The sequence below is a fragment of the Lysinibacillus pakistanensis genome (assembly GCF_030123245.1).
Taxonomy (GTDB): domain Bacteria; phylum Bacillota; class Bacilli; order Bacillales_A; family Planococcaceae; genus Lysinibacillus; species Lysinibacillus pakistanensis.
Window position 1 is genome coordinate 567782 of record NZ_CP126101.1, and the last position, 21093, is coordinate 588874.

Here is a 21093-nt window from a genome sequence, read left to right on the forward strand (position 1 = left end):
CAGATATGGAGCAACAAACGCATTTACAGAGAGGGTTAAAGAAAAGGCACATGACAATGATTGCGATTGCAGGAGTTATAGGGGCAGGTCTGTTTATGGGAAGTGGCTCGGTTATTAACTTAGCCGGCCCTGGTGCCATACTATCTTATATTTTTGCTGGTATCATCGTCATTCTTGTCATGCGAATGCTTGGGGAAATGGCAGCGGTCAATCCAACAAGTGGATCTTTTGCGCATTATGCACATGAATCAATTGGTCCTTGGGCTGGTTTTATGATTGGTTGGTTATATTGGTTTTTCTGGGTCATAGCCATAGCTTTAGAAGCAACGGCTGCGGCCGCGATTATTCAATATTGGTATGATGGAATTCCTTTATGGTTGCTTAGTCTTTTACTGACAGTAGCGCTAACTTTAACAAATGTACTTTCGGTAAAAGCTTTTGGTGAATTTGAATATTGGTTCTCTCTTATTAAGGTTGCAAGTATTGTAGTGTTCTTAGGACTTGGTGCATTTATAATATTTGGCATTGCACCAAATTTTAATGCGATTGGAACAGCTAATTTAATTGAGCAGGGCGGCTTTTTACCAAATGGTTTTGGAGCAGTTCTAATGGGTGTAGTTATTGTTATCTTTTCCTTTATGGGAACAGAAATTGTAGCGATTGCGGCAGGGGAATCCGATGAACCTTTAGCGGCAGTAACGAAGGCTACAAATTCTATCACATGGCGAATTTTAATCTTCTATGTTGGATCCATTACAGTGGTTGTTACATTATTGCCATGGCATTCCTCGGATATTCTAACAAGCCCATATGTTGCGGTACTGGATCATATCGGAATTCCTGCTGCTGCACAAATTATGAACTTTGTAGTCTTAACGGCTGTGTTATCATGCTTAAATTCTGCACTTTATGCGACATCAAGAATGGTATTTTCTTTAGCAGAGAAGGGGGAGGCCCCGAAAGCCTTTTTGAAATTAAATAAAAAGGGTGCACCTGTGAATGCCATCCTAGCTGCGACATTTTTCTCCTATATTGCTGTTATTATGAACTATGTTTCGCCAGATAAAGTCTTTATGTTTTTACTTAGCTCATGTAGTGCAATCACCTTAATTCTTTATTTGATTATTGCCTTTTCACAATTAAGAATGCGAAGAAAAATTGAACAGGAAAATCCGGAACTCTTAAAAGTGAAAATGTGGTTATTTCCATATTTAACGTATTTTACTATATTGGCTACAACTGCATTGCTTGTTTCTATGTTCTTTATTGACTCAATGCGTTCTCAAATATTTTTTACATGTATTATAGTGGCAATCGTCATGATATTCTACATGGTCACTCAAAAGAAAAAGCTCTCTAATCCTGAACATGAAGTGATTTTCCAAAAGGAAGAGTTAGATTTTGAACAACAATAACAAGGAGTGGTGAAAAGATGACAGTTCAGCAAAAAATGAAAACGCTAACACATTTTATTAACGGGGTGGAGGTAGCTGGCACAAGTGGACGATTTTCAGAGGTTTATAATCCATCTACAGGAGAGGTCATTGCACAGGCTCCTTTAGCAACTAAAGAAGAGGTTAAGCAGGCGATCCAGCTAGCAAAGGCAGCATTCCCCGGATGGAAAAAAACAGCGATTGGTAAACGAGTAGAGGTTTTACATCATTTCCGTCAATTATTGATTGAAAAACAGGATGAATTGATTGCCTTGATCTGTGAGGAAAGTGGAAAAACTAGAGAAGATGCAAAGGGAGAAATTGTACGTGGTATTGAGTCTGTAGATATGGCGATAAGTGCTCCGCAAATGCTTAAGGGGGAATACTCGGTCAATGTAGGTGGTAATATTAATGCATTTTCTGCAAAGAGTCCGCTTGGGGTTGTTGCAACAATTGCTCCATTTAATTTCCCTGTAATGGTTCCACTTGCTATTACAAGTATGGCAGTTGCAGTAGGGAATGCCGTTATTTTAAAGCCATCGGAGAGGGTACCGATTTCAGCACTGTTTATAAGCAAGTTATGGAAAGAGGCAGGCCTTCCAGATGGAATTTGGACAGTCGTCAATGGCGACAAGGAAGCGGTAAATGAACTTCTTGAAAATAAGGAGATACAAGCAATTTCATTTGTTGGTTCAACACCTGTTGCTGAATATATTTATCAAACAGGTACTAAGCATAATAAACGTGTAGCTGCATTTGGTGGCGGGAAGAACTTTATGATTGTAATGCCAGATGCCAACCTAGAACAAACAGCGAATGCATTTTTAGGGGCAGCCTATGGAGCGGCTTCTCAGCGCTGTATGGCTATTTCAGGCGCACTTGTTGTTGGAAAAGATACAGAGCAACGTTTTACTGATATATTAAAAGAAAAAATTGCCCAATTGAAAATAGGGCCTTATACAGATCCTGAGGTGGATTTTGGTCCAGTAATTACACAGCAATCAAAAGATGTCATTATTCGCTATATTGATGGTGCCATTGCTGAAGGTGCAAATCTAGTGATAGATGGTCGAAATCCTAAAATATGTGAAACATCAAAAGGCTTTTACCTTGGCCCGACACTGCTAAATAATGTAACACCAGATATGACAATCTTTAAGGAAGAGGTTTTTGGTCCTGCGCGTATTGTAGTAGGTGTTCAAACATTAAAGGAAGCCATTGATGTAATCAATTATCAAGAACTGGGGAATGGAGTCACAATGTTTACGAATAGTGGTGCAGCAGCCCGTAAATTCCAAGAAGAAATTGAGGTAGGGATGGTAGGGGTTAATGTACCAATTCCAATTCCAGTAGGCTATCATAATTTTGGTGGATGGAAGCGTTCAAAATTTGGTGAAGGGCATATGTTTGGACCAGACCAAGCTCGTTTCTTTACAAAGGCAAAAACAATTTCTGAACGCTGGCCAGACGAAACGGAGAATACAACAAGTTCCTTTGCGTTTCCTAGTAATAACGATGTGAAGAGTTAAGCAAATCACAATCATAGAAGGGGTGTTAATATGGCTGACGTGAATCTTAAAAGTGATGTTTTAAAAAAGGATGAACAATATGTTTGGCATTCTATGAAACCCTATAATCCACAGGCTACTTATATAGTGGAAAAATCAGAAGGTGCAAGAATCAAGGATACAGATGGTGTTGAATATATTGATGCGATGGCAGGGCTTTGGTGTGTGAATGTTGGCTACGGGCGAAAGGAATTAGCGGATGCTGCACATGAGCAGATGATGAAAAATCCATATGCACCTTTATCGCAAGGCCATTTACCAGCAGTGGAGCTAGCTGAAAAGATTAATGAATTACTGGGCGGAGATTATGTCATCTTCTTCTCCAACAGTGGCTCAGAGGCAAATGAAACTGCTTTTAAAATTGCACGCCAGTATCATCAGCAAAAAGGGCAAAGCTCTCGTTATAAAATTATTTCTCGCTATCGTGCTTATCATGGAAATTCCTTTGGTGCATTAGCTGCAACTGGGCAAGCAGAGCGAAAATATAAATATGAGCCATTATCACCTGGATTTGTACATGTAGCTCCTCCAGATCAATATCGTGAGTATGAATGCGACACTGTTGCTCCAACAGATTTGGCAAGTGTTAGGGCTGTTGATAAAACAATGACATGGGAGCTTAGTGATACGATTGCTGCCATGATTTTAGAGCCAATCATTACAGGGGGCGGGGTTATTATGCCTCCAGAAAATTATTTAATGGGCATTGAGGAAGTTTGTAAAAAGCATGGAGCTTTAATGATTGTAGATGAAGTAATCTGTGGTTTTGGCCGAACAGGCAAGCCATTTGGATTTATGAATTATGGAGTAAAACCAGATATCATTACAATGGCAAAAGGAATAACAAGTGCTTATTTGCCCTTATCAGCAACAGCAGTAAAACGGGAAATTTATGAGGCATTTACCGGTTCTAACGCATATGATTACTTCCGTCACGTTAATACATTTGGCGGTTCACCTGTAGCCTGTGCTGTAGCATTAAAGAATATTGAAATTCTTCAGCGGGAAATGTTGTTTGAGAGATCTAGTAAGATAGGAGCGGCAACCCTCCAAGCACTTCAACAGGCATTAAATAATCATCCAAATATTGGGGATATTCGCGGCAAAGGTCTATTAATTGGAATCGAATTAGTGGCAGATAAAGCAACTAAGGAGCCATTACCAGTGAGTCAAGTAAATGCAGTGATAGCTGCATGTAAAGAGCAGGGTGTTATTATTGGTAAAAATGGAGCCACTGTTGCTGGGTTTAATAATGTTTTAACGTTATCCCCGCCACTGAATATTGCTCAAGAAGATTTAACGAAAATAATTGAAGTGGTCATAGAAAATATTCATAAAATTTAATAGAAAAGCTGTCTTTTAAGTCTTTACCAAACTTATAAGACAGCTTATTGATTTTTTACAGCATCAGAAAAGCAAGACGAATGATAAGTATGAACAAAAAGAATCCAGTCAAAACTAGTAACAGTATAATTCTCTTTTTTAAAGTAGTATTCATAAAGTCATCACCTACTCCTCCGCTTTAAACATGTAACCGCTATAAGATTTATAGATAATCATTACAATACCCATTAGCATGAAATTTGATAGGAGTGAGCTTCCTCCATAGCTTAAAAATGGCAAAGTCATACCTGTTACGGGTAAAAGTCCAATTGTCATACCAATGTTTTGCGTAATTTGGAAGGCCAATAAACTAGCAATGCCCGCTCCCATTAGCGTCATAAAAGGATCCTTTGCCTCTACTGTAACGAGGACAATGCGATAAATCAAAAAGAATAAAAGAGCAATGACGAATGAAGCTCCAAGGAAACCTATTTCCTCAGCGATATTTGCAAAAATGAAATCTGTATGCTTTTCTACGACATAAACATTGTTTTGCAAGTACCCCTTTCCTGTAAATTCTCCTGAGCCTATTGCTAAAAAGCCCTGTCTAGTTTGAAAAGATGAATCTGGATATTCATAAGGTTGCAGCCAGCCATAAATGCGTGAAATCTGATGCCCAGATAATTTACTTAGGACCGTTTCTGTAAAAAAATCATTAAATTTTACATAAAGAATAACCACAACGGCCATAATCGATACTGGTATAGCAGCAAAGATTATGAGCAATTTTTTTTGAATACCTGAAAAGAAAAGCATTGGTATAATCATTGCCATATAAAGCATTGTCATGCCTGTGTCAGGCTCCTTATAAACAGCAAGTGTAGGCGGAATTGTAATGACAGCAATTATAAATAGGAGCCGCATATCTGTTAAAAAGGAAGGATGCTTATATTTTTCCTGATGCGCAACAATAACTTTGCTGACAACGATTAAAAACGCAAACTTTAAAAACTCTGATGGCTGAAATGAACCTAATATTGGAATCTGATACCAGCGTTTTGCCTCGTTGACCGTTCTAGCTATACTCTCGGGTGCAATAAATAATCCGAATGTCAATAACACCATGATGATATAAAAGGGCCAGCCAATCTTCTTTAGTTGTTCTATATCAAGTGTAGCTACCACAAACATCGTTACAAATCCGATAAGGTAGTAGAGTGATTGCTTGATGATAAAAGAGCTAGAATATTGTTCAAATACCGAACTGCTAGAGTGGACGAAGAGACAACTTATCACACCAAGTAACAGCAAGCAAATGACTAAACTTCTATCTAGTTTTTTGACCTGTAACACGCAAACACCCCCCTATTTCCAAAACGCTACTATTAATACCAAACGTTAGGAAGGGATAGAAGGTTGCAAATGGAAATACAAGGAGCATTAAATAGGATGTCTTTAATAAAATAATTTAATATTTTTTTTACAAATTATAGATACTTCACAACTCTTCGAACAATATTTACAAAAACATAACACTAGCTTTATATCTGGATACTATGATTATTGGTAAGAGCTGGAGAAGGAGCCAAGGATCATGCAATTTTTTCGTTACATAATGGTGAAGGACAAGCTACTTGTACTAATGATCGTTTGTGTGCTTTCAAATGTACTGCTAGGAATTTTTAGTGTGGATTATCTAAGGAAAATGTCCTGGCAAGCAAGTGAGAGCTATACACAAGGACTAGTACCGATGGGTTGGTTAAACGAGCTAGAGGAATCACAACGACAATTAGATTATTTAGTGGATGCAGCAGAACCGTATCAAGAAATGATTACCATACTCAATAGCATGGAGCAGCCTTTAAATCATTTAGTGAGTCTAGAAGTCGATAAAAAGATGGATCATCAAATGAAGAAATACAAGACCTTACTTGCACAGCAGATGGAATTGATTGAAAGCTATAAGCAATTGAACCCAAAGGAACAACAGCAGTTTTATACATTGTCCTTTTTATCTGTAAGCCAGCAAAGCCATACACTATTAGAAGAAACTCAAAGCTATTTGGTGCAACGTGCTAAGGAACAGCAATTGGCCTACCAAAAGGATGTGCAATTTGGGTACTGGCTGCTTGGCGGGGTATGTTTATTTGTTGTATTGTTAGTTATTTTTATTGGCTTTATAGCTACAAAAGCTGTAAATGTACCAACTCGTCAATTGAAATCTTTATTAAAGCGTGCAGAGCAAGGCGATTTCACAGCAAATGCTAGCTATGTCGCACATGATGAACTAGGTGAGGTAGTGTTATCTTACAACCAAATGGTAAATGAGGTAAAAACGCTGCTTCATACCGTAACAAATAGCGCACATGAGGTGGAAGAAATGACTGGGAAACTCCAAGAATCGTCGGAACAGTCATCTACTACAACGCATAAAATAGCAAAGGATGTGCAGTCTATTTCAGCTTCAACAGCTGCCTCAAGTACAAAGTTGGCTTCCAATACAGCATCACTCGAAGAAGTACTGAATGGTGTACAAATTATTTTAGAAAAAGTACAGGTGGTAGAAAATTTTGCTCATAAAACTGCGCGTGATGCAGAAAGCGGCACAGAAATTGTACAAGCTAATTTAACGCAAATACAGAACATTAAGCAGGCGGTTGAAAAATCAAATACAGCCATCTTTAATTTAGTTGAAAGAGCCTCTACTATTGACCAAATGGTGGAAGTGATTGAAAGGATTACTGCACAAACAAATCTTCTAGCTCTAAATGCGTCAATTGAAGCTGCACGAGCAGGAGAGCATGGCAAAGGGTTTGCAGTAGTGGCAAATGAAGTTCGTAAGCTTGCAGAGCAGACGGTTCAATCAACACAAACGATTACATCCATTGTGCAGAATATCCATCTAGATTCAAGCTACGCTGTGCAAATGATGGAGGGTGTATTAGCTGCAACAGAGAAGGGTGTTCATGTAACGGGAAAAACGGCTACAAGCTTCAATCAAATCTTAGAAAAAGTACATACCATTAAGCCATATATTATGGAAGTATCGGCTACCGTTCAAGAGATTGCTAATCATACGAAAAAGGTTAGTGAGGATGCTGTGATGTTAACAACATTTTCTGATACAAATGCTGCCTCGACCAAGCATGTAGCTACACTAACTTCAGATCAATTAACCGCTCAGCAGCAATTCCATAATTATATAAAAGAGTTGCGGAAAGTATCAAAAGTTTTACAAATTGCCGTGAAGCGATTTTCAATATAATAAGCAAGTGAACCTTTCTTTGTTTAAATACAAAGTGAGGTTCTTTTTTTATGGGAAAAGCTTAATTCAATTATGAAATAAATGGATAATTGTCCTTCTTAAATGTACATATGTATTTTATGTATTTTTTCATCACTATATTTTTAAGGTCTCATATACTGAAAATAAGGACTCGTGTGTAGCGTTTTGCAAAAATGTAAATATAAATGTTGTGTTTTTTATATGAACACATTATAATGAAATTCATTGAAAGTGTTATTAAATCAATGTTTATATACGTTTAATTGTACTTTCTATAAGTACAATTGTTCATAGGTGGAGGTTTGGAGAAATGAAAAAGATAATTGTTACTGGAGCACTTGGTCAAATAGGTTCTGAGCTTGTAGAAAAACTTCGGAGTATTTATGGAGAGGACAATATCCTTGCTACAGATATTAGAAAGCTAGAACATACTAAGGGCCCATTTGAAATATTGGACGTGACAGATGGACAAAGAATGCACGATTTAGCAAAAGATTTTGGTGCAGACACAATGATGCATTTAGCAGCATTATTATCTGCAACTGCTGAAAGAAATCCATTGCTAGCATGGAATTTAAATATGGGTGGCTTAATGAATGCATTAGAGGTTTCACGCGAGTTAAATTTACAATTTTTTACACCGAGCTCAATAGGTGCATTTGGTCCATCAACACCGAAGGACAATACGCCACAGGATACGTTACAGCGACCTACAACGATGTATGGTGTGAACAAAGTAGCTGGTGAACTTCTATGTGATTATTATTACAATCGCTTTGGTGTAGATACACGTGGTGTGCGATTCCCGGGATTAATTTCGTATGTAACGCCTCCAGGAGGTGGTACAACAGACTATGCTGTTGAGATTTTCTATGAAGCGATTGAACAAGGCAAGTACACTTCCTATATTCAAAAAGGCACCTATATGGATATGATGTATATGCCAGATGCTTTACAGGCAATTATTGATTTAATGGAAGCTGATAGCAAAAGCTTGATTCATCGCAATGCCTTTAATATTACAGCAATGAGCTTTGAGCCAGCCCAACTTGCAACTGAAATTAAGAAGCATTTACCGCATTTCCGTATGGATTATAATGTAGATCCAGTACGTCAAGCGATTGCAGATAGCTGGCCAAATTCTTTAAATATAGAAGCTGCACAGAAAGAATGGAGCTTTAAAGCGGAGTATGACTTAGCAAAAATGACAGTTGATATGCTAGAAAAATTAAAAATCAAGTTGCAAACAAAAGCAATCTCGTAAATAAATACAGCTCAAATGAAACAGATGACGATAATTTCGTTATCTGTTTTTAATATGCCTCAATATACCTGTTTTTAGAAAAAGTTAACAATAAAAAGAAAATTATTGGAATATATAGCGTAATTTATAAATTTAAAATATAATAAAATTCAGAATATTAATAGTATTCTATTAAATATAGACTAATAATATTCTATAAGGGGAAAAGTTTACGAGATGAAGGGATGGATGGTTTTATGATGCAAACGCCATTAGTGTTAACAAATTTTTTTAAGCGAGCAGAAAGTTATTTTGCTAGAAAGATGATAGTTTCTCGGACAGGTCCAGAAAAAATTCACCGCTTAACATACGGAGAGTGGGCTAAAAGAACACGCCGTTTAGCAGATGCACTAACAAAGCTGGGAATGAAAAGAGGAATGAAAATTGGGTCCTTTGCATGGAATCAGCATCGCCATTTAGAGGCATATTTTGCAGTACCATGTTCAGGTGCGGTTTTACATATGGTGAATATTCGACTCTCAGAAGAGCATTTAATTTATATTATTAATCATGCAGAAGATGAGATTTTAATGATTGATCAGGATCTTGTACCAATCATTGAAAACATTGCGCCAGAGCTTAAGACAGTGAAACATTTTATTATTATGACAGATGAGGACGTTTTACCTGAAACGACATTACCAAATGCATTATCCTATGAGGAGCTATTAGCAGCCGCCGATGAAAATTACCAATTCCCAGAGGATTTAGCTGAGGATTCGCCTGCTGGTATGTGCTATACAAGTGCGACAACTGGAAATCCAAAGGGGGTTGTTTATTCCCATAGGGGTTTAGTATTACACAGTATAATGTTGAGTATGTCTGATTCCATGGGGATTGCCGAGCGAGATGTTGTAATGCCTATAGTACCGATGTTTCATGCAAATGCATGGGGTCTACCTTTTGCAAGTGTTAATGTCGGCGCAACACAAGTATTACCAGGTCCGCATTTTACATCAGCCTTAATTTTAGATTTAGTGGAGCAGGAAAAAGTCACACTAACAGCTGGTGTTCCAACCATTTGGATTGGGGCATTACAGGAGCAGGAGAAGCGCGAACGGAATATTCGTTCATTACGTGCAATCTGTTGTGGTGGCTCAGCTTCACCAACTCGACTAATTCGTACTTTTGAAGAAACCTATGGTATACCATATATTGTTGTGTATGGCATGACAGAAACAACACCAATCGTAGCATTATCGAATTATATGTCTTGGATGGAAGAATGGCCAATTGACAAGCGAATTGAATCACGAGCTATGCAGGGAATGACAATGGCAGGCATTGAATCCAGTATCGTGAATGACAATGGAGAGGTACCATGGGATGGAGAGACGATGGGTGAGCTCCGCTTACGTGGTCCATGGATTTCCCATGAATATTATCGTGATGAACGTACGGCTGATGCCTATCGAGACGGCTGGCTATACACAGGAGACATTGCTGTACGAACAGAAGATGGCTTTATTAAAATAACAGATCGTACAAAGGATTTAATCAAATCGGGTGGGGAATGGATTTCCTCAGTGGATTTAGAAAACGCGTTAATGACTCATGATGCCATTTTAGAGGCGGCAGTTATAGCAATTCCGCATGCCAAGTGGCAAGAACGACCTTTAGCTTGTGTTGTGTTGAAGGAAGGAAAGTCTGCAACAGAAGAGGAGCTACTGGCATTTTTAGAAAGCCATTTTGCAAAATGGTGGGTTCCAGATGACGTTGTATTTTTAGAGGAAATTCCAAAGACGTCTGTTGGGAAATTCCTAAAAGCCAAACTAAGGGATAATGTAGCAGAAATTTATCCGAAATTAAGTACACTTGTATAATAAGAAGAGCGATTTCCGGCATTGGGAGTCGCTCTTTTACTTCCATTATTTATTCAGCATTTGGAATACTTGCTCTACGTCCTTATCGCCACGACCTGAGATATTAATAATAATACTTTCGTCAGGTGCTAGAGTTGGTGCTAATTTTAGGGCATGTGCCACAGCATGAGAGCTTTCAAGTGCTGGAATAATCCCCTCAACCTTAGATAGCACCTGAAATGCTTCAAGCACTTCCTCGTTTGTCACAGTAACATATTCACCACGGCCAATTGTTTTTAAGTAGCTATGCTCAGGGCCTACTCCAGGATAATCTAATCCAGCGGCAATCGAATATGTTGGCAGTGGATTACCTTCTGCATCCTGCAATACTAAACATCTAAAACCGTGCAAATCCCCTGGAGTCCCTTCAGTCAATGTGGCAGCCTTATCGGGCTCAATACCAATGAGACGCACATCCTCATCTGAAATATACTCTGCAAACGCACCAATGGCATTACTACCACCACCTACACAGGCAAGTACAGCTGTTGGTAGCTTTCCTTCTTTTTCTAAAATTTGTTCACGGCTTTCACGACTAATAACCGATTGAAAATGTTTCACCATGGATGGGAATGGATGTGGTCCTACTGCCGAACCTAGTAAGTAGAAAGTAGTTTCATAGTTTTCTACTAAGTCAGCGAATGCCTCATCAACTGCATCTTTTAGTCGTCCTTGTCCCTTATCAACAGCGACAACCTTTGCACCAAGAAGCTCCATACGAAACACATTCAATGCTTGGCGTTTGGTATCCTCTAAGCCCATATAGATTGTGCAATCCATACCAAACATTGCACAAGCAGTCGCTGTTGCTACGCCATGTTGTCCAGCACCCGTTTCAGCAATAACGCGATTAGCACCCATACGTTTTGCTAGTAAAATCTGTCCTAAAACGTTATTAATTTTATGTGAACCTGTATGGTTGAGATCCTCGCGCTTTAAATAAATTTTTGCGCCACCTAATTGCTTTGTTAAATTTTCTGCAAAATAAAGTGGAGATTTACGCCCAACATATTCACGGAAATAATAATCTAGCTCATTTTTAAAGTCTTCATCGTCTTTGAATTTCTGGAAGTTTTCATCTAAAATATTCAATACATTTTGAAGTTCTTCAGGAACAAAGCTACCGCCAAATTCACCGAAATACCCATTTTTCTCTGCTACTTTACCCATCTCTCTCGACTCCTCTTTCTAATTTTTCCATAAAAAAAGTCACTTCAATCCTTCTGGTAAAAGGACGAGTAACCGTGGTGCCACCTTTATTCGCAAAAACTGCGCGCTTTCGTACTCCGGTAACGGGGAGTAAATTCGACCTCACATTTTAATGAGGCTGCTCCAAAGCCCATTCACAAGTATGTACTACTGATTTGCACCAGCCATCAGCTCTCTTTAAGTACTACTGCTTGCTACTACTCTTTTTCTTTGCAGTTATTATTGAAAAGAATTGTAGAATATTTTCAGAAAACTGTCAAGAGCATAAAAAAAGACGAATCTACAAGACTCGTCTGTTAAATTAAATGATTAAAGTTTAAACGTTTATTCAATATATACATAATCGGTGCACCAACTGCTAAAACAACAAATTCACCAGCAGCAACAGTTAACCATGTCCAGAAGAACGGTAATTCTAAAGCTAAGTTCAATTCAAAGGCGATGATGAACATTGTGCATGTAAATAAAAATGTATTGATGATTAAACGTGCCCAAATATTTTTAACCAATTTACAGATTAAAATAAACAGTCCCAGAGTAATCATGGAGTGCCCTACACCAAATAATAAATCATATATGCCTAATGGTGAAAAAAGATTGGAGATAAATACCCCAAGAATAATCCCAACGGCAAAGCGTGGATTAAAGGCCACAAGATGATTAAAAATTTCCGATACGCGGAACTGGACCTCTGTAAAGCCGAATGGTGCGACTAGTAATGTAACAGCAATATAAAGTGCTGCAATAATACCACTTGCCGCTAAAAACTTTATTTTCATATTCATTTCTCCTTAGTTTTTTTGCGTGGGATGGTTACGAACCACGGTGTTTTTCACACAGTTAAATATTTTAGTATAGAAGGCTGAATGAAGTCAAATGTCAGAAACAGCCATTCTCTTATTGACAAATTAATTAATCAATAATATTGTTTTATTAATTGATTAATTAATCAATTAATAAAAATTTGGAGGTTGTGCATGTTAAGAGTAGAAAATTTGGTTAAATGTTATCAAAATGGGGATGAATTGCTTTATGCGCTAAATTCAGTTTCGTTATCTATTGAAGAGGGAGAATTCGTAGTAATTTTAGGCCCCTCTGGATCCGGTAAATCTACACTTCTAAATGTAATTTCTGGGCTAGAGACACCTGATTCAGGAAGCGTAATATATGGTGATTACGAGATTTGTGGATTAAATCAAAAGGAACTGACCATGTTTAGGCGAGACAAGACAGCTTTTATTTTTCAAGCATATCACTTACTCCCATTTTTAAATGTGGAAGCTAACATAAAGATGGGTGCTGATTTAAAAGGAAATCAAAATATTACAGAAATAATTGATGGTGTAGGACTACGTGGATTAGAACATCGTCTTCCTTATGAACTTTCAGGAGGACAACAGCAACGAGTATCAATTGCACGTGCATTAGCAAAGAAACCTGATTTTTTATTCTGTGATGAACCAACTGGAGCATTGGATGAAGAAACAAGCAAACAAATCTTAACTTACTTGAAAGAGCTTCAAAACCAACTGAAATTTACAATTATTATGGTAACCCACAATGCTAGTATTGCTCAAATTGCATCGAAAGTAATTAAGATGACTAGCGGAAGAATAGTAGAAATAATTAACAATGCTCATCCATGTAATGTGAACGAGATAAAATGGTAAAAGGGTTGGTGCACTTATGAAATTGAATAAACAATATCCGTTAGTATTAGTTGTTGTGTTTTCTATGTTTATTTGTTCATTACTAGTTTTTTATCTTCAAAACATAAGTTCTGTAAAAAATGTTCTAGCAGGGCAAAATCAACAGGATTTTACGCTTATTCTACAGAAAGAAGAAATAATAGAAGACCTTTCAAACGAGTATTCTTTTACATATGAACCGCTAACATACAAAGTTATTTATGAAGAGAATAATATATTTCGTATAATGAAAAATACACGTAGCATAGATATTCCGATGTATTCTAAAGGTGTAGCACCTAACGAAATGAGTGAAATTGCGATAGATCAAAACTTTTCTAAGCAGAATGGTCTGACAGTAGGCGATTCAGTTGACATCGGCAATACATCCTATTTCATTAGTGGCGTTTTTACTTTACCAGACGCAGTCACACCAGTAGTAGCGGATAATGGAATAACTTATAAATCAACTAATCAGGCATTTATACTATGTAGTGAAGATCTGTACACAATTTGGGATGAACAAGAAAGAATAAGTTATTCTGGCCGATTTTCTGAGCATTTGTCAGAGAAGCAAAAGCAAATTTTTCTAGAAAAAATGCTTATGAACCCAAGTGTAAAGTCAATAGTTAATAAAGAGGATAACCCTCAAATACTTTCTTCATTAATTGCAAAAGAAAAAATGTTTAAAGTCTGTCTTATAAGCGCCCTATGCTTCCTGATAGTAACCATAGTAATACTACTTACTACAACCATAATCCAAAATATAAATGAAACAAAATCTGATATGGGTGTTTTCAAAGCACTTGGCTATACTACTGTACAGATTGCTAAAAGATATCTTATAGTAGGCGTATTTGTATTGATAGGTGGAATAATAGGATATTTAACTTCCTATATAATCAGCCCACTATTTATTAATCGAATGAATTCTACATTCCTTGTACCTAATGTTTTACAAAAATTCGATACTGTACAGTTCATACTATTTACAATAATACCAGCGCTGTTTTTCTCTATACTAGCGTTTGGAATTGCCGTATTTACCTTACGGAAGCCACCATTAGAAATGATTCATAATGCAGAGTCAGTAAAACTAAATGTTTTTGTTAAGCGAAGGCAAAAAATTAGAAAAACATTACCTTTTAAAAAAATAGTATTTAAATCAATTATTGCTAATAACATTTTATTAGTTTTATTGGCTCTGCTCACAGGCTTTATGGCTAGTGCAAATTTACAAATTGCTTTTTCTTTGCAAGCAATGTCTGATAAGGTATCTTCATTAACACTTAAGGGAGTTGAGTATGAAAGTAATGTTCGGTATAAAGAGGCTAGGATAATGGAATCTTTGGACTCAGGAATACCTTATTATGCGATAGATTGTAAATTGGAATTTCCGAACGGTAATGTATTGAACAATGGACAATTTATGACATTATCTAATAGTTCGTCTCTTTTCAAGCTCTATAGTATTCAAAAACAGGACAACATAGATATTTCAAAGCAAGAAGGAATTGTTGTCAATGATTGGATGCGTAAGAAATATGATTTGTCGATTGGGGATACAGTAAAGATATATATAAATAATGATGCTTATCAACTACCTATTGCAGCTATTGAGCAATCCGTGTATGGAGAAATAGTTTATAGTAATTTTGAAATTGCGAACAAGTTTGGCATCTTAGAAAAAGAAGATTATAATGGTGTATTTACGGATGACAATGTAGAGTTTGACAACAAACAGCATATATTTGTTTCAAAATATGAAGATATAATCGATTCAAGCTCTCAGCAAAAGGGAACGTATGTGGTTCTATCATTTTTATTTATCATAATTGGTTTAGCTTTAAGTATTTTAACAATTAGTATTGTTGTAAAGGTTATTATATCTTCCAATAGAAAATATTTATCATTGATGAAAGCTTTTGGCTATACGTATTCTGAATGCAATCGAATAGTCTTATCAGGATTTCGTATAATCGCATACATTGGATTTATTATTGGAACAATTTATGCGATTATTTTGTCTAAATTTTTGTTTGATGCACTTGCTAAATCTTCTACAATGGCAATACCGATGTCACCAGATATTAAGGTGATAGTACTTTCCCTTGCAATCTTTGCTGTTTCATATGAAGTCATTATGTTACTCTATAAAAAAAGCTTCAATGCTGTATCAGTGCAGGAGGTTATGATGAAATGAATAAACGCCGCGAACAGAAGGAAGTTAGACGAGAGCAAATTCTAAACGCGGGCTTGGATTTGTTTATAAGAAATGGTTACCATGGAACTACAACGAAAGAGATTGCAGACATATTTGGAATTAGCCAAGGATTGCTGTTTCATTATTTCGACTCTAAAGAAGAGGTGTACCTTGAACTATTAGAACGAGCTAAAGCAAGTATGTCTGATATTCATATTTCTGAAGAGGAATTAGAGCATCCTTTAGAGCATTTGAATACGATGGTTACTTTGATACTGGATTCTTTTAAAACTTATCCGTTATCAGCAAAATTATTTATGTTAGTTGGACAAGCACAGATTGCAAGTAACTTACCAGAGGCAGTTCAACAAGTGTCAAAAGATATCGCTGCCTCTAAGGAATTTGAAAGTTTAGTTAATGTAGGCCAAGCTAAAGGGGTAATACGAGAGGGAGACCCAAAAGCGCTCGCAGGTTGTTTTTATTCTGCAATTCAAGGTGTTGCGCAAACTTATGTTTGTTTCCCTGATATTCCTTTACCACAAAGTAGCTGGTTAGTAGATATTTTGAAAAAGTAAAACGATAAAATAAGCCTGACATTTCTATTGAAAATTGTCAGGCTTTTTAATGTATAATTTGAAATCAAATGTCAGAAAAATAAAAGTTTTTTATTTTGGTAATGTCCATTAAATAACTTCGCAAAATTGTCATAAAAAATTTTATTATGTTAGAAAAAGAAATCACTTTAGTAAAACAGCGTAGTTTAGCGGTTTAAAGCGACAAATTGAATGAAAAACTAAAATATTTCGTCAAATATAAAAGTCAGAACATTCATAATGTTGTTGACGAACCCTAATAATCGCGATAATATAGCGATACGTTCACACTTTGTTTGAGTGAAGTGTGATAAATATGAGAGAAAATAGTCGGGGGGATTATTTGTGAAGGGCAATTTAAAAAAGCTTTCGTTCCTATTATTTGGGTTAGTATTGATACTTGCTGCTTGTGGTAGCGGTGGCTCCAGTTCATCTGATTCAAAGGGAGACAAGAAAAATAATGCAAGCGAGAGCAGCAAGGAAGCAGAAAAAACATATAAAATTGGGATTACTCAAATAGTGGAGCATCCATCTTTAAATGCTGCAACTGACGGCTTTAAAAAAGCAATTGATGACGCGGGTTTAAAAGTGGAATATGATTCACAAATCGCACAAGGTGATAACAGCCTAAACACAACAATAGCTAACAATCTAGTGAGCGCAAACGTAGATTTAATCTTCGCTAACTCAACACCGTCTGCACAAGCTGCAGCAACAGCAACTAGCGATATTCCTATTATCTTTACTTCTGTTACAGACGCAATCGGTGCCCAATTAATCGAATCAATGGAGAAACCGGGGAAAAATATTACAGGTACGATTGATTTACATCCTGAAACGATTTCTAAAACTGTAGCATTCTTAAAAGAGCTTGGTGCTAAAAACGTTGGTATGGTCTACAATGCAGGAGAGCAAAACTCGGTAGCACAAGTAAAAGAAGTGAAAAAGGTTATGGGCGAGCAGGGCTTAAAAGTAGTTGAGGCATCTGCGGCAACTTCTGCAGAGGTTAAACAAGCAACGGAATCATTAATTGGTAAAGCAGATGCTTTCTATATTATTACTGATAATACAGTAGTTTCTGCATTAGAATCTGTGATTGACGTAGCGAATGCAAATAAATTACCACTTGTTGTAGGGGAGCTTGATTCTGTGGCGCGTGGCGGCTTAGCAGCATATGGATTTGAGTATTTCGATATTGGTTATGAGGCTGGGCAAATGGCTGTGAAAATTCTAAAAGGCGAAGCAACGCCGGCTGATACACCAGCACAATACCCACAAAACTTAAAATTACTAATCAATAAAAAAGTGGCAGATGATTTAGGAATTGACATTAAAGATTCCTGGGGTGCAGAACTTTTAGACAAGTAACACCCTAACAATCATTATTAGAGCAAAGCGGGGGAGAACTATCCCCGCTTTATCTTCATTTATCTTCATTCAGCTGAAGACTCCCACCTCTACAGGTGGTGAGATGAATATGGTTTTGGTTTCCTTTTCAATGGGTATCCAAACACCTACTGAAATAGAGGAACTCAGTCTAAGAACGCCACGTCCTGTGGCAACGACTGAGTGACCAACATCATGTCGGCCCAAAGCCTCCGGCGGATGTCATGGATTTTCAAAGGAATGAATTGTACAGGTACAATTCAAAATCCAGACGCAATTACGCCAAGACGAAATTGATTTTAATTATGAAATTTAGGAGATGATTCAACAATGTTTTCAGCATTATTTGGCTCAGTGGAGCAAGGAATCATCTATGCAATTATGGCACTTGGTGTGTACTTAACATTCCGTGTGTTAGATTTTCCGGATTTAACGGTTGATGGAAGCTTTGTAACAGGGGCGGCTACAGCAGCAACGATGATACTGCTTGGTTATCACCCAATGTTAGCGACTATAGTGGCAATTGTTGCTGGATTTATTGCAGGATGTATGACTGGAATTCTTCACACAAAGGGGAAAATTAACCCGTTATTATCGGGTATTTTGATGATGATTGCTTTATATTCTATTAACCTACGTATTATGGGGTTAACTGCAGAAAATACGATAGGTCGTCCGAATATTCCATTATTGAACTCAGAAACGTTATTTTCAAAGTTTCAGGCATTTTGGAGTAACTTAGGCATCGATGCTGCATTAAATAACCTATTAAAAGGCATGGGCATTCAGCAAGTTCCAGCAACATGGGGTACGCTAATTGTCGTTTTAATCATCACGATTTTAATTAAGTTAATTGCAGACTGGTTCTTAAAGACAGAAGTCGGACTGGCTATCCGAGCAACTGGTGATAATAAGCGAATGATTCGTAGCTTCTCAGCAAATACAGATACACTTATTATTCTAGGACTAGGGCTTTCTAATGCACTTGTCGCATTTTCTGGAGCTTTAATCGCACAGTATTCGAAGTTCTCAGATGTAAGTATGGGAATTGGTATGATTGTGATTGGTCTGGCATCCGTTATTATTGGTGAGGCCATCTTTGGTACTAAAACAATTATGCGTACAACATTTGCTGTTATCGCAGGGGCAATTATTTATCGTATTATTTTAGCTCTAGCATTACGCGTTGATTTCTTAGATTCAGGAGATATGAAATTAATCACAGCCATCATCGTTATTCTAGCACTAATCTTACCTCAATTTATCAATAAGAGTAAGGAGCGCAAGCGTAAGGTTAAACGGGCAGCAGAGCGTTCACAAGTAAAGACTGTTGAGCAGGGAGGGAAAGGCCTTGCTTAAGCTAAACGGTATCAATAAAATTTTTAATGAAGGTACACCTGATGAAAAAATTGCGCTTGCTGAAATTAATTTGCATTTAAAGCCAGGTGATTTCGTGACAATTATCGGTAGTAATGGTGCTGGTAAGTCAACGATGATGAATATGATTTCTGGAGCTTTAACACCTGATTTTGGCTCGGTGTTAATTGATGGAAATGAGGTAACGACTTTACCTGAATATAAACGCTCTCACTATATCGGCCGCGTATTCCAGGATCCAATGGCAGGCACAGCGCCAACGATGACGATTGAAGAAAACTTAGCATTGGCTTATTCACGAAATAAAGGTAGAGGGATACGCATCGGTGTTGATAAAAAGCGTCGAGAGTTTTTTAAAGAGTCTTTAGAGATGCTTGGGTTAAATCTTGAAAACCGTCTATCAGCGAAGGTTGGCTTATTGTCAGGAGGGGAACGTCAAGCTCTGTCACTTTTAATGGCAACATTTACAAAGCCATCTATTTTATTGCTTGATGAGCATACGGCAGCACTTGACCCTTCTCGTGCAGAGTTAATCACTCGCATTACAAAGTATTTAGTTGAAAAGGATAACTTAACAACATTAATGGTTACTCACAATATGCAGCAAGCATTAGATTTAGGAAACCGTCTAATTATGATGGATAAGGGCCAAATTATTTTAGAGGTTGGCGAGGATCGCAAGCACGAATTGACGATTCCAGATTTAATGGCAGAATTCGAACGTATCCGCGGAGAGAAAATGAATTCAGATCGTGCTTTATTAGGGTAATCAAAACGCTCATACATAGGTATGGGCGTTTTTTAAGTTGGGAGATAAATTTCAGAAGGTTTACATTATAATCTAGCTAAAGAGGTGAAAAAATGCTACTAAAAAAGAGAGAAGTTTCAACAAAGCAACGAGTATTAGAAATGCTTGAAAGAAGACTACCGAAAGCTCACACAAAGTATATTTATTATCAATACATGTTAAATAGAACAAAGGCAGGGTATGCAGGTGAAAGAAGAGTTGATCAGGAATGGAGGGAGATCTATTTACAGCAAGCGTATTATTTATTACATGATTTGGAGTTTAAAGGGAAGGGTGGATTAACCTATCAAATTGATACATTATTAATGACACAGTATTTTATCTTAGTATTGGAGATCAAAAATATTTCCGGTCGTGTTGATTTCATGGCTGAAAACCACCAGTTCATAAGAGTTACTTCTGATGGAAGAGTAGATGGGTTTCGCAATCCGTTAGATCAGGTAAAGCGACATGCTAGATTTATGTCTAGAATGCTTCACATGAGAGGGCATCATATACCAATAGAGTTTTTTGTTATTTCTGCAAATCCAAATATGATTATGTCGCCTCGTTTTGCGACTCAGCCAATTCTCCATGTAAGTGGCTTGGCTGAGAGGATTGAGCAATTATACAGGAAGCATCAACAAGTTTGTATAAGTGAAGCAGATTTAACTGAGCTTTCGGAACATCTGCTGCAAATGCATAAGCCAACCCAATGGATTCCAGATATTCAGCTAGATGAACTAAAGAAAGGGGCATTGTGTTTACAATGTAATCATACTTTATGCTATACACATGGGAAATGGCGTTGTAGTAATTGCGATATAATCGATAATCAATCGATGCTTGTTGCATTGCACGATTTTCGATTAATGATGGGTAACCATATTTCAAATGCTCAATTTCGTGATTTTTTTGATATTAACTCAGAGAAAGCAGTTTATTATTTGTTGAAGAAATTAAAATTTGAAGCATTTGGTGAAAATAAGAGTAGAAAATATATAATTCCTTCAACATTGTTAGATTAAAATGTTAGCGACAAAACTATTGAGCGGTCAGATAGTGTCGCTTAAGT

16 protein-coding genes, 1 riboswitch and 1 other annotated feature are annotated in these 21093 nt (G+C 37.1%); of the genes, 13 read left to right on the top strand and 3 right to left on the bottom strand.

The features are described from left to right. Positions 1-5: 5 nt before the first annotated feature. From QNH24_RS02785 to QNH24_RS02795, 3 genes are read left to right on the top strand one after another with little or no spacing between them, the layout of a single operon-like run. Positions 6-1415: an amino acid permease gene (locus QNH24_RS02785; protein ID WP_283870655.1), complete on the top strand. Its 1410-nt coding sequence runs from the start codon at positions 6-8 to the stop codon at positions 1413-1415. 17 nt (positions 1416-1432) lie between these two features. Then, the gene (locus QNH24_RS02790; RefSeq protein WP_283870656.1) at positions 1433-2962 is read left to right on the top strand and encodes a CoA-acylating methylmalonate-semialdehyde dehydrogenase; all 1530 of its coding nucleotides are present in this window, start codon (positions 1433-1435) and stop codon (positions 2960-2962) included. 30 nt (positions 2963-2992) lie between these two features. Further along, positions 2993-4345 carry an aspartate aminotransferase family protein gene (locus QNH24_RS02795; RefSeq protein WP_283870657.1) on the top strand — a complete coding sequence of 451 codons (1353 nt, stop codon included), beginning with the start codon at positions 2993-2995 and terminating at the stop codon, positions 4343-4345. 165 nt (positions 4346-4510) lie between these two features. On the opposite strand, the gene QNH24_RS02800 is transcribed toward QNH24_RS02795, so the two are convergent. Then, the gene (locus QNH24_RS02800) at positions 4511-5677 is read right to left on the bottom strand and encodes an FtsW/RodA/SpoVE family cell cycle protein (RefSeq protein ID WP_283870658.1); all 1167 of its coding nucleotides are present in this window, start codon (positions 5675-5677) and stop codon (positions 4511-4513) included. A gap of 241 nt (positions 5678-5918) precedes the next feature. Here QNH24_RS02800 and QNH24_RS02805 point away from each other — a divergent pair, with 241 nt between their 5' ends. The 3 genes from QNH24_RS02805 (at position 5919) to QNH24_RS02815 (ending at position 10736) form a co-directional block, all read left to right on the top strand. Next, positions 5919-7589: a methyl-accepting chemotaxis protein gene (locus tag QNH24_RS02805; protein ID WP_283870659.1), complete on the top strand. Its 1671-nt coding sequence runs from the start codon at positions 5919-5921 to the stop codon at positions 7587-7589. Between the two features lie 331 nt (positions 7590-7920). Beyond that, positions 7921-8874 carry an L-threonine 3-dehydrogenase gene (locus QNH24_RS02810; protein ID WP_283870660.1) on the top strand — a complete coding sequence of 318 codons (954 nt, stop codon included), beginning with the start codon at positions 7921-7923 and terminating at the stop codon, positions 8872-8874. A 236-nt stretch (positions 8875-9110) separates the two neighbouring features. Then, entirely contained in the window at positions 9111-10736 is a 1626-nt protein-coding gene (locus QNH24_RS02815) for a long-chain fatty acid--CoA ligase (protein WP_283872722.1), read from the top strand. A gap of 45 nt (positions 10737-10781) precedes the next feature. Here QNH24_RS02815 and trpB read toward each other — a convergent pair whose 3' ends face one another. Both trpB and QNH24_RS02825 read right to left on the bottom strand, forming a co-directional pair. Continuing rightward, complete coding sequence (gene trpB / locus QNH24_RS02820) at positions 10782-11945, bottom strand: tryptophan synthase subunit beta (RefSeq protein WP_283870661.1); 1164 nt, start codon at positions 11943-11945, stop codon at positions 10782-10784. 57 nt (positions 11946-12002) lie between these two features. Continuing rightward, positions 12003-12204: a binding site (T-box leader), on the bottom strand. A gap of 76 nt (positions 12205-12280) precedes the next feature. Next, positions 12281-12763: a QueT transporter family protein gene (locus QNH24_RS02825; protein ID WP_283870662.1), complete on the bottom strand. Its 483-nt coding sequence runs from the start codon at positions 12761-12763 to the stop codon at positions 12281-12283. A 6-nt stretch (positions 12764-12769) separates the two neighbouring features. Further along, positions 12770-12814, bottom strand: a riboswitch (PreQ1 riboswitch). Between the two features lie 147 nt (positions 12815-12961). On the opposite strand from QNH24_RS02825, the gene QNH24_RS02830 reads away from it, so the two are divergent. The 7 genes from QNH24_RS02830 (at position 12962) to QNH24_RS02860 (ending at position 21046) form a co-directional block, all read left to right on the top strand. After that, complete coding sequence (locus QNH24_RS02830; protein ID WP_283870663.1) at positions 12962-13654, top strand: ABC transporter ATP-binding protein; 693 nt, start codon at positions 12962-12964, stop codon at positions 13652-13654. A gap of 16 nt (positions 13655-13670) precedes the next feature. Then, the gene (locus QNH24_RS02835) at positions 13671-15875 is read left to right on the top strand and encodes an FtsX-like permease family protein (RefSeq protein WP_283870664.1); all 2205 of its coding nucleotides are present in this window, start codon (positions 13671-13673) and stop codon (positions 15873-15875) included. Further along, positions 15872-16450 carry a TetR/AcrR family transcriptional regulator gene (locus tag QNH24_RS02840; RefSeq protein ID WP_283870665.1) on the top strand — a complete coding sequence of 193 codons (579 nt, stop codon included), beginning with the start codon at positions 15872-15874 and terminating at the stop codon, positions 16448-16450. Before QNH24_RS02835 ends, QNH24_RS02840 begins: the two co-directional genes overlap by 4 nt. Positions 16451-16813: 363 nt before the next feature. Next, positions 16814-17836 carry an ABC transporter substrate-binding protein gene (locus QNH24_RS02845; RefSeq protein ID WP_283870666.1) on the top strand — a complete coding sequence of 341 codons (1023 nt, stop codon included), beginning with the start codon at positions 16814-16816 and terminating at the stop codon, positions 17834-17836. A gap of 348 nt (positions 17837-18184) precedes the next feature. Continuing rightward, positions 18185-19213 (top strand): ABC transporter permease, encoded by a 1029-nt coding sequence (locus QNH24_RS02850; RefSeq protein WP_283870667.1) that lies wholly within the window; start codon positions 18185-18187, stop codon positions 19211-19213. Continuing rightward, on the top strand, positions 19206-20000 hold the full coding sequence (locus tag QNH24_RS02855) for an ABC transporter ATP-binding protein (protein WP_283870668.1): 795 nt from the start codon (positions 19206-19208) through the stop codon (positions 19998-20000). Before QNH24_RS02850 ends, QNH24_RS02855 begins: the two co-directional genes overlap by 8 nt. Positions 20001-20092: 92 nt before the next feature. Continuing rightward, positions 20093-21046 carry a nuclease-related domain-containing protein gene (locus QNH24_RS02860; protein ID WP_283870669.1) on the top strand — a complete coding sequence of 318 codons (954 nt, stop codon included), beginning with the start codon at positions 20093-20095 and terminating at the stop codon, positions 21044-21046. The last annotated feature ends 47 nt before the right edge of the window (positions 21047-21093 follow it).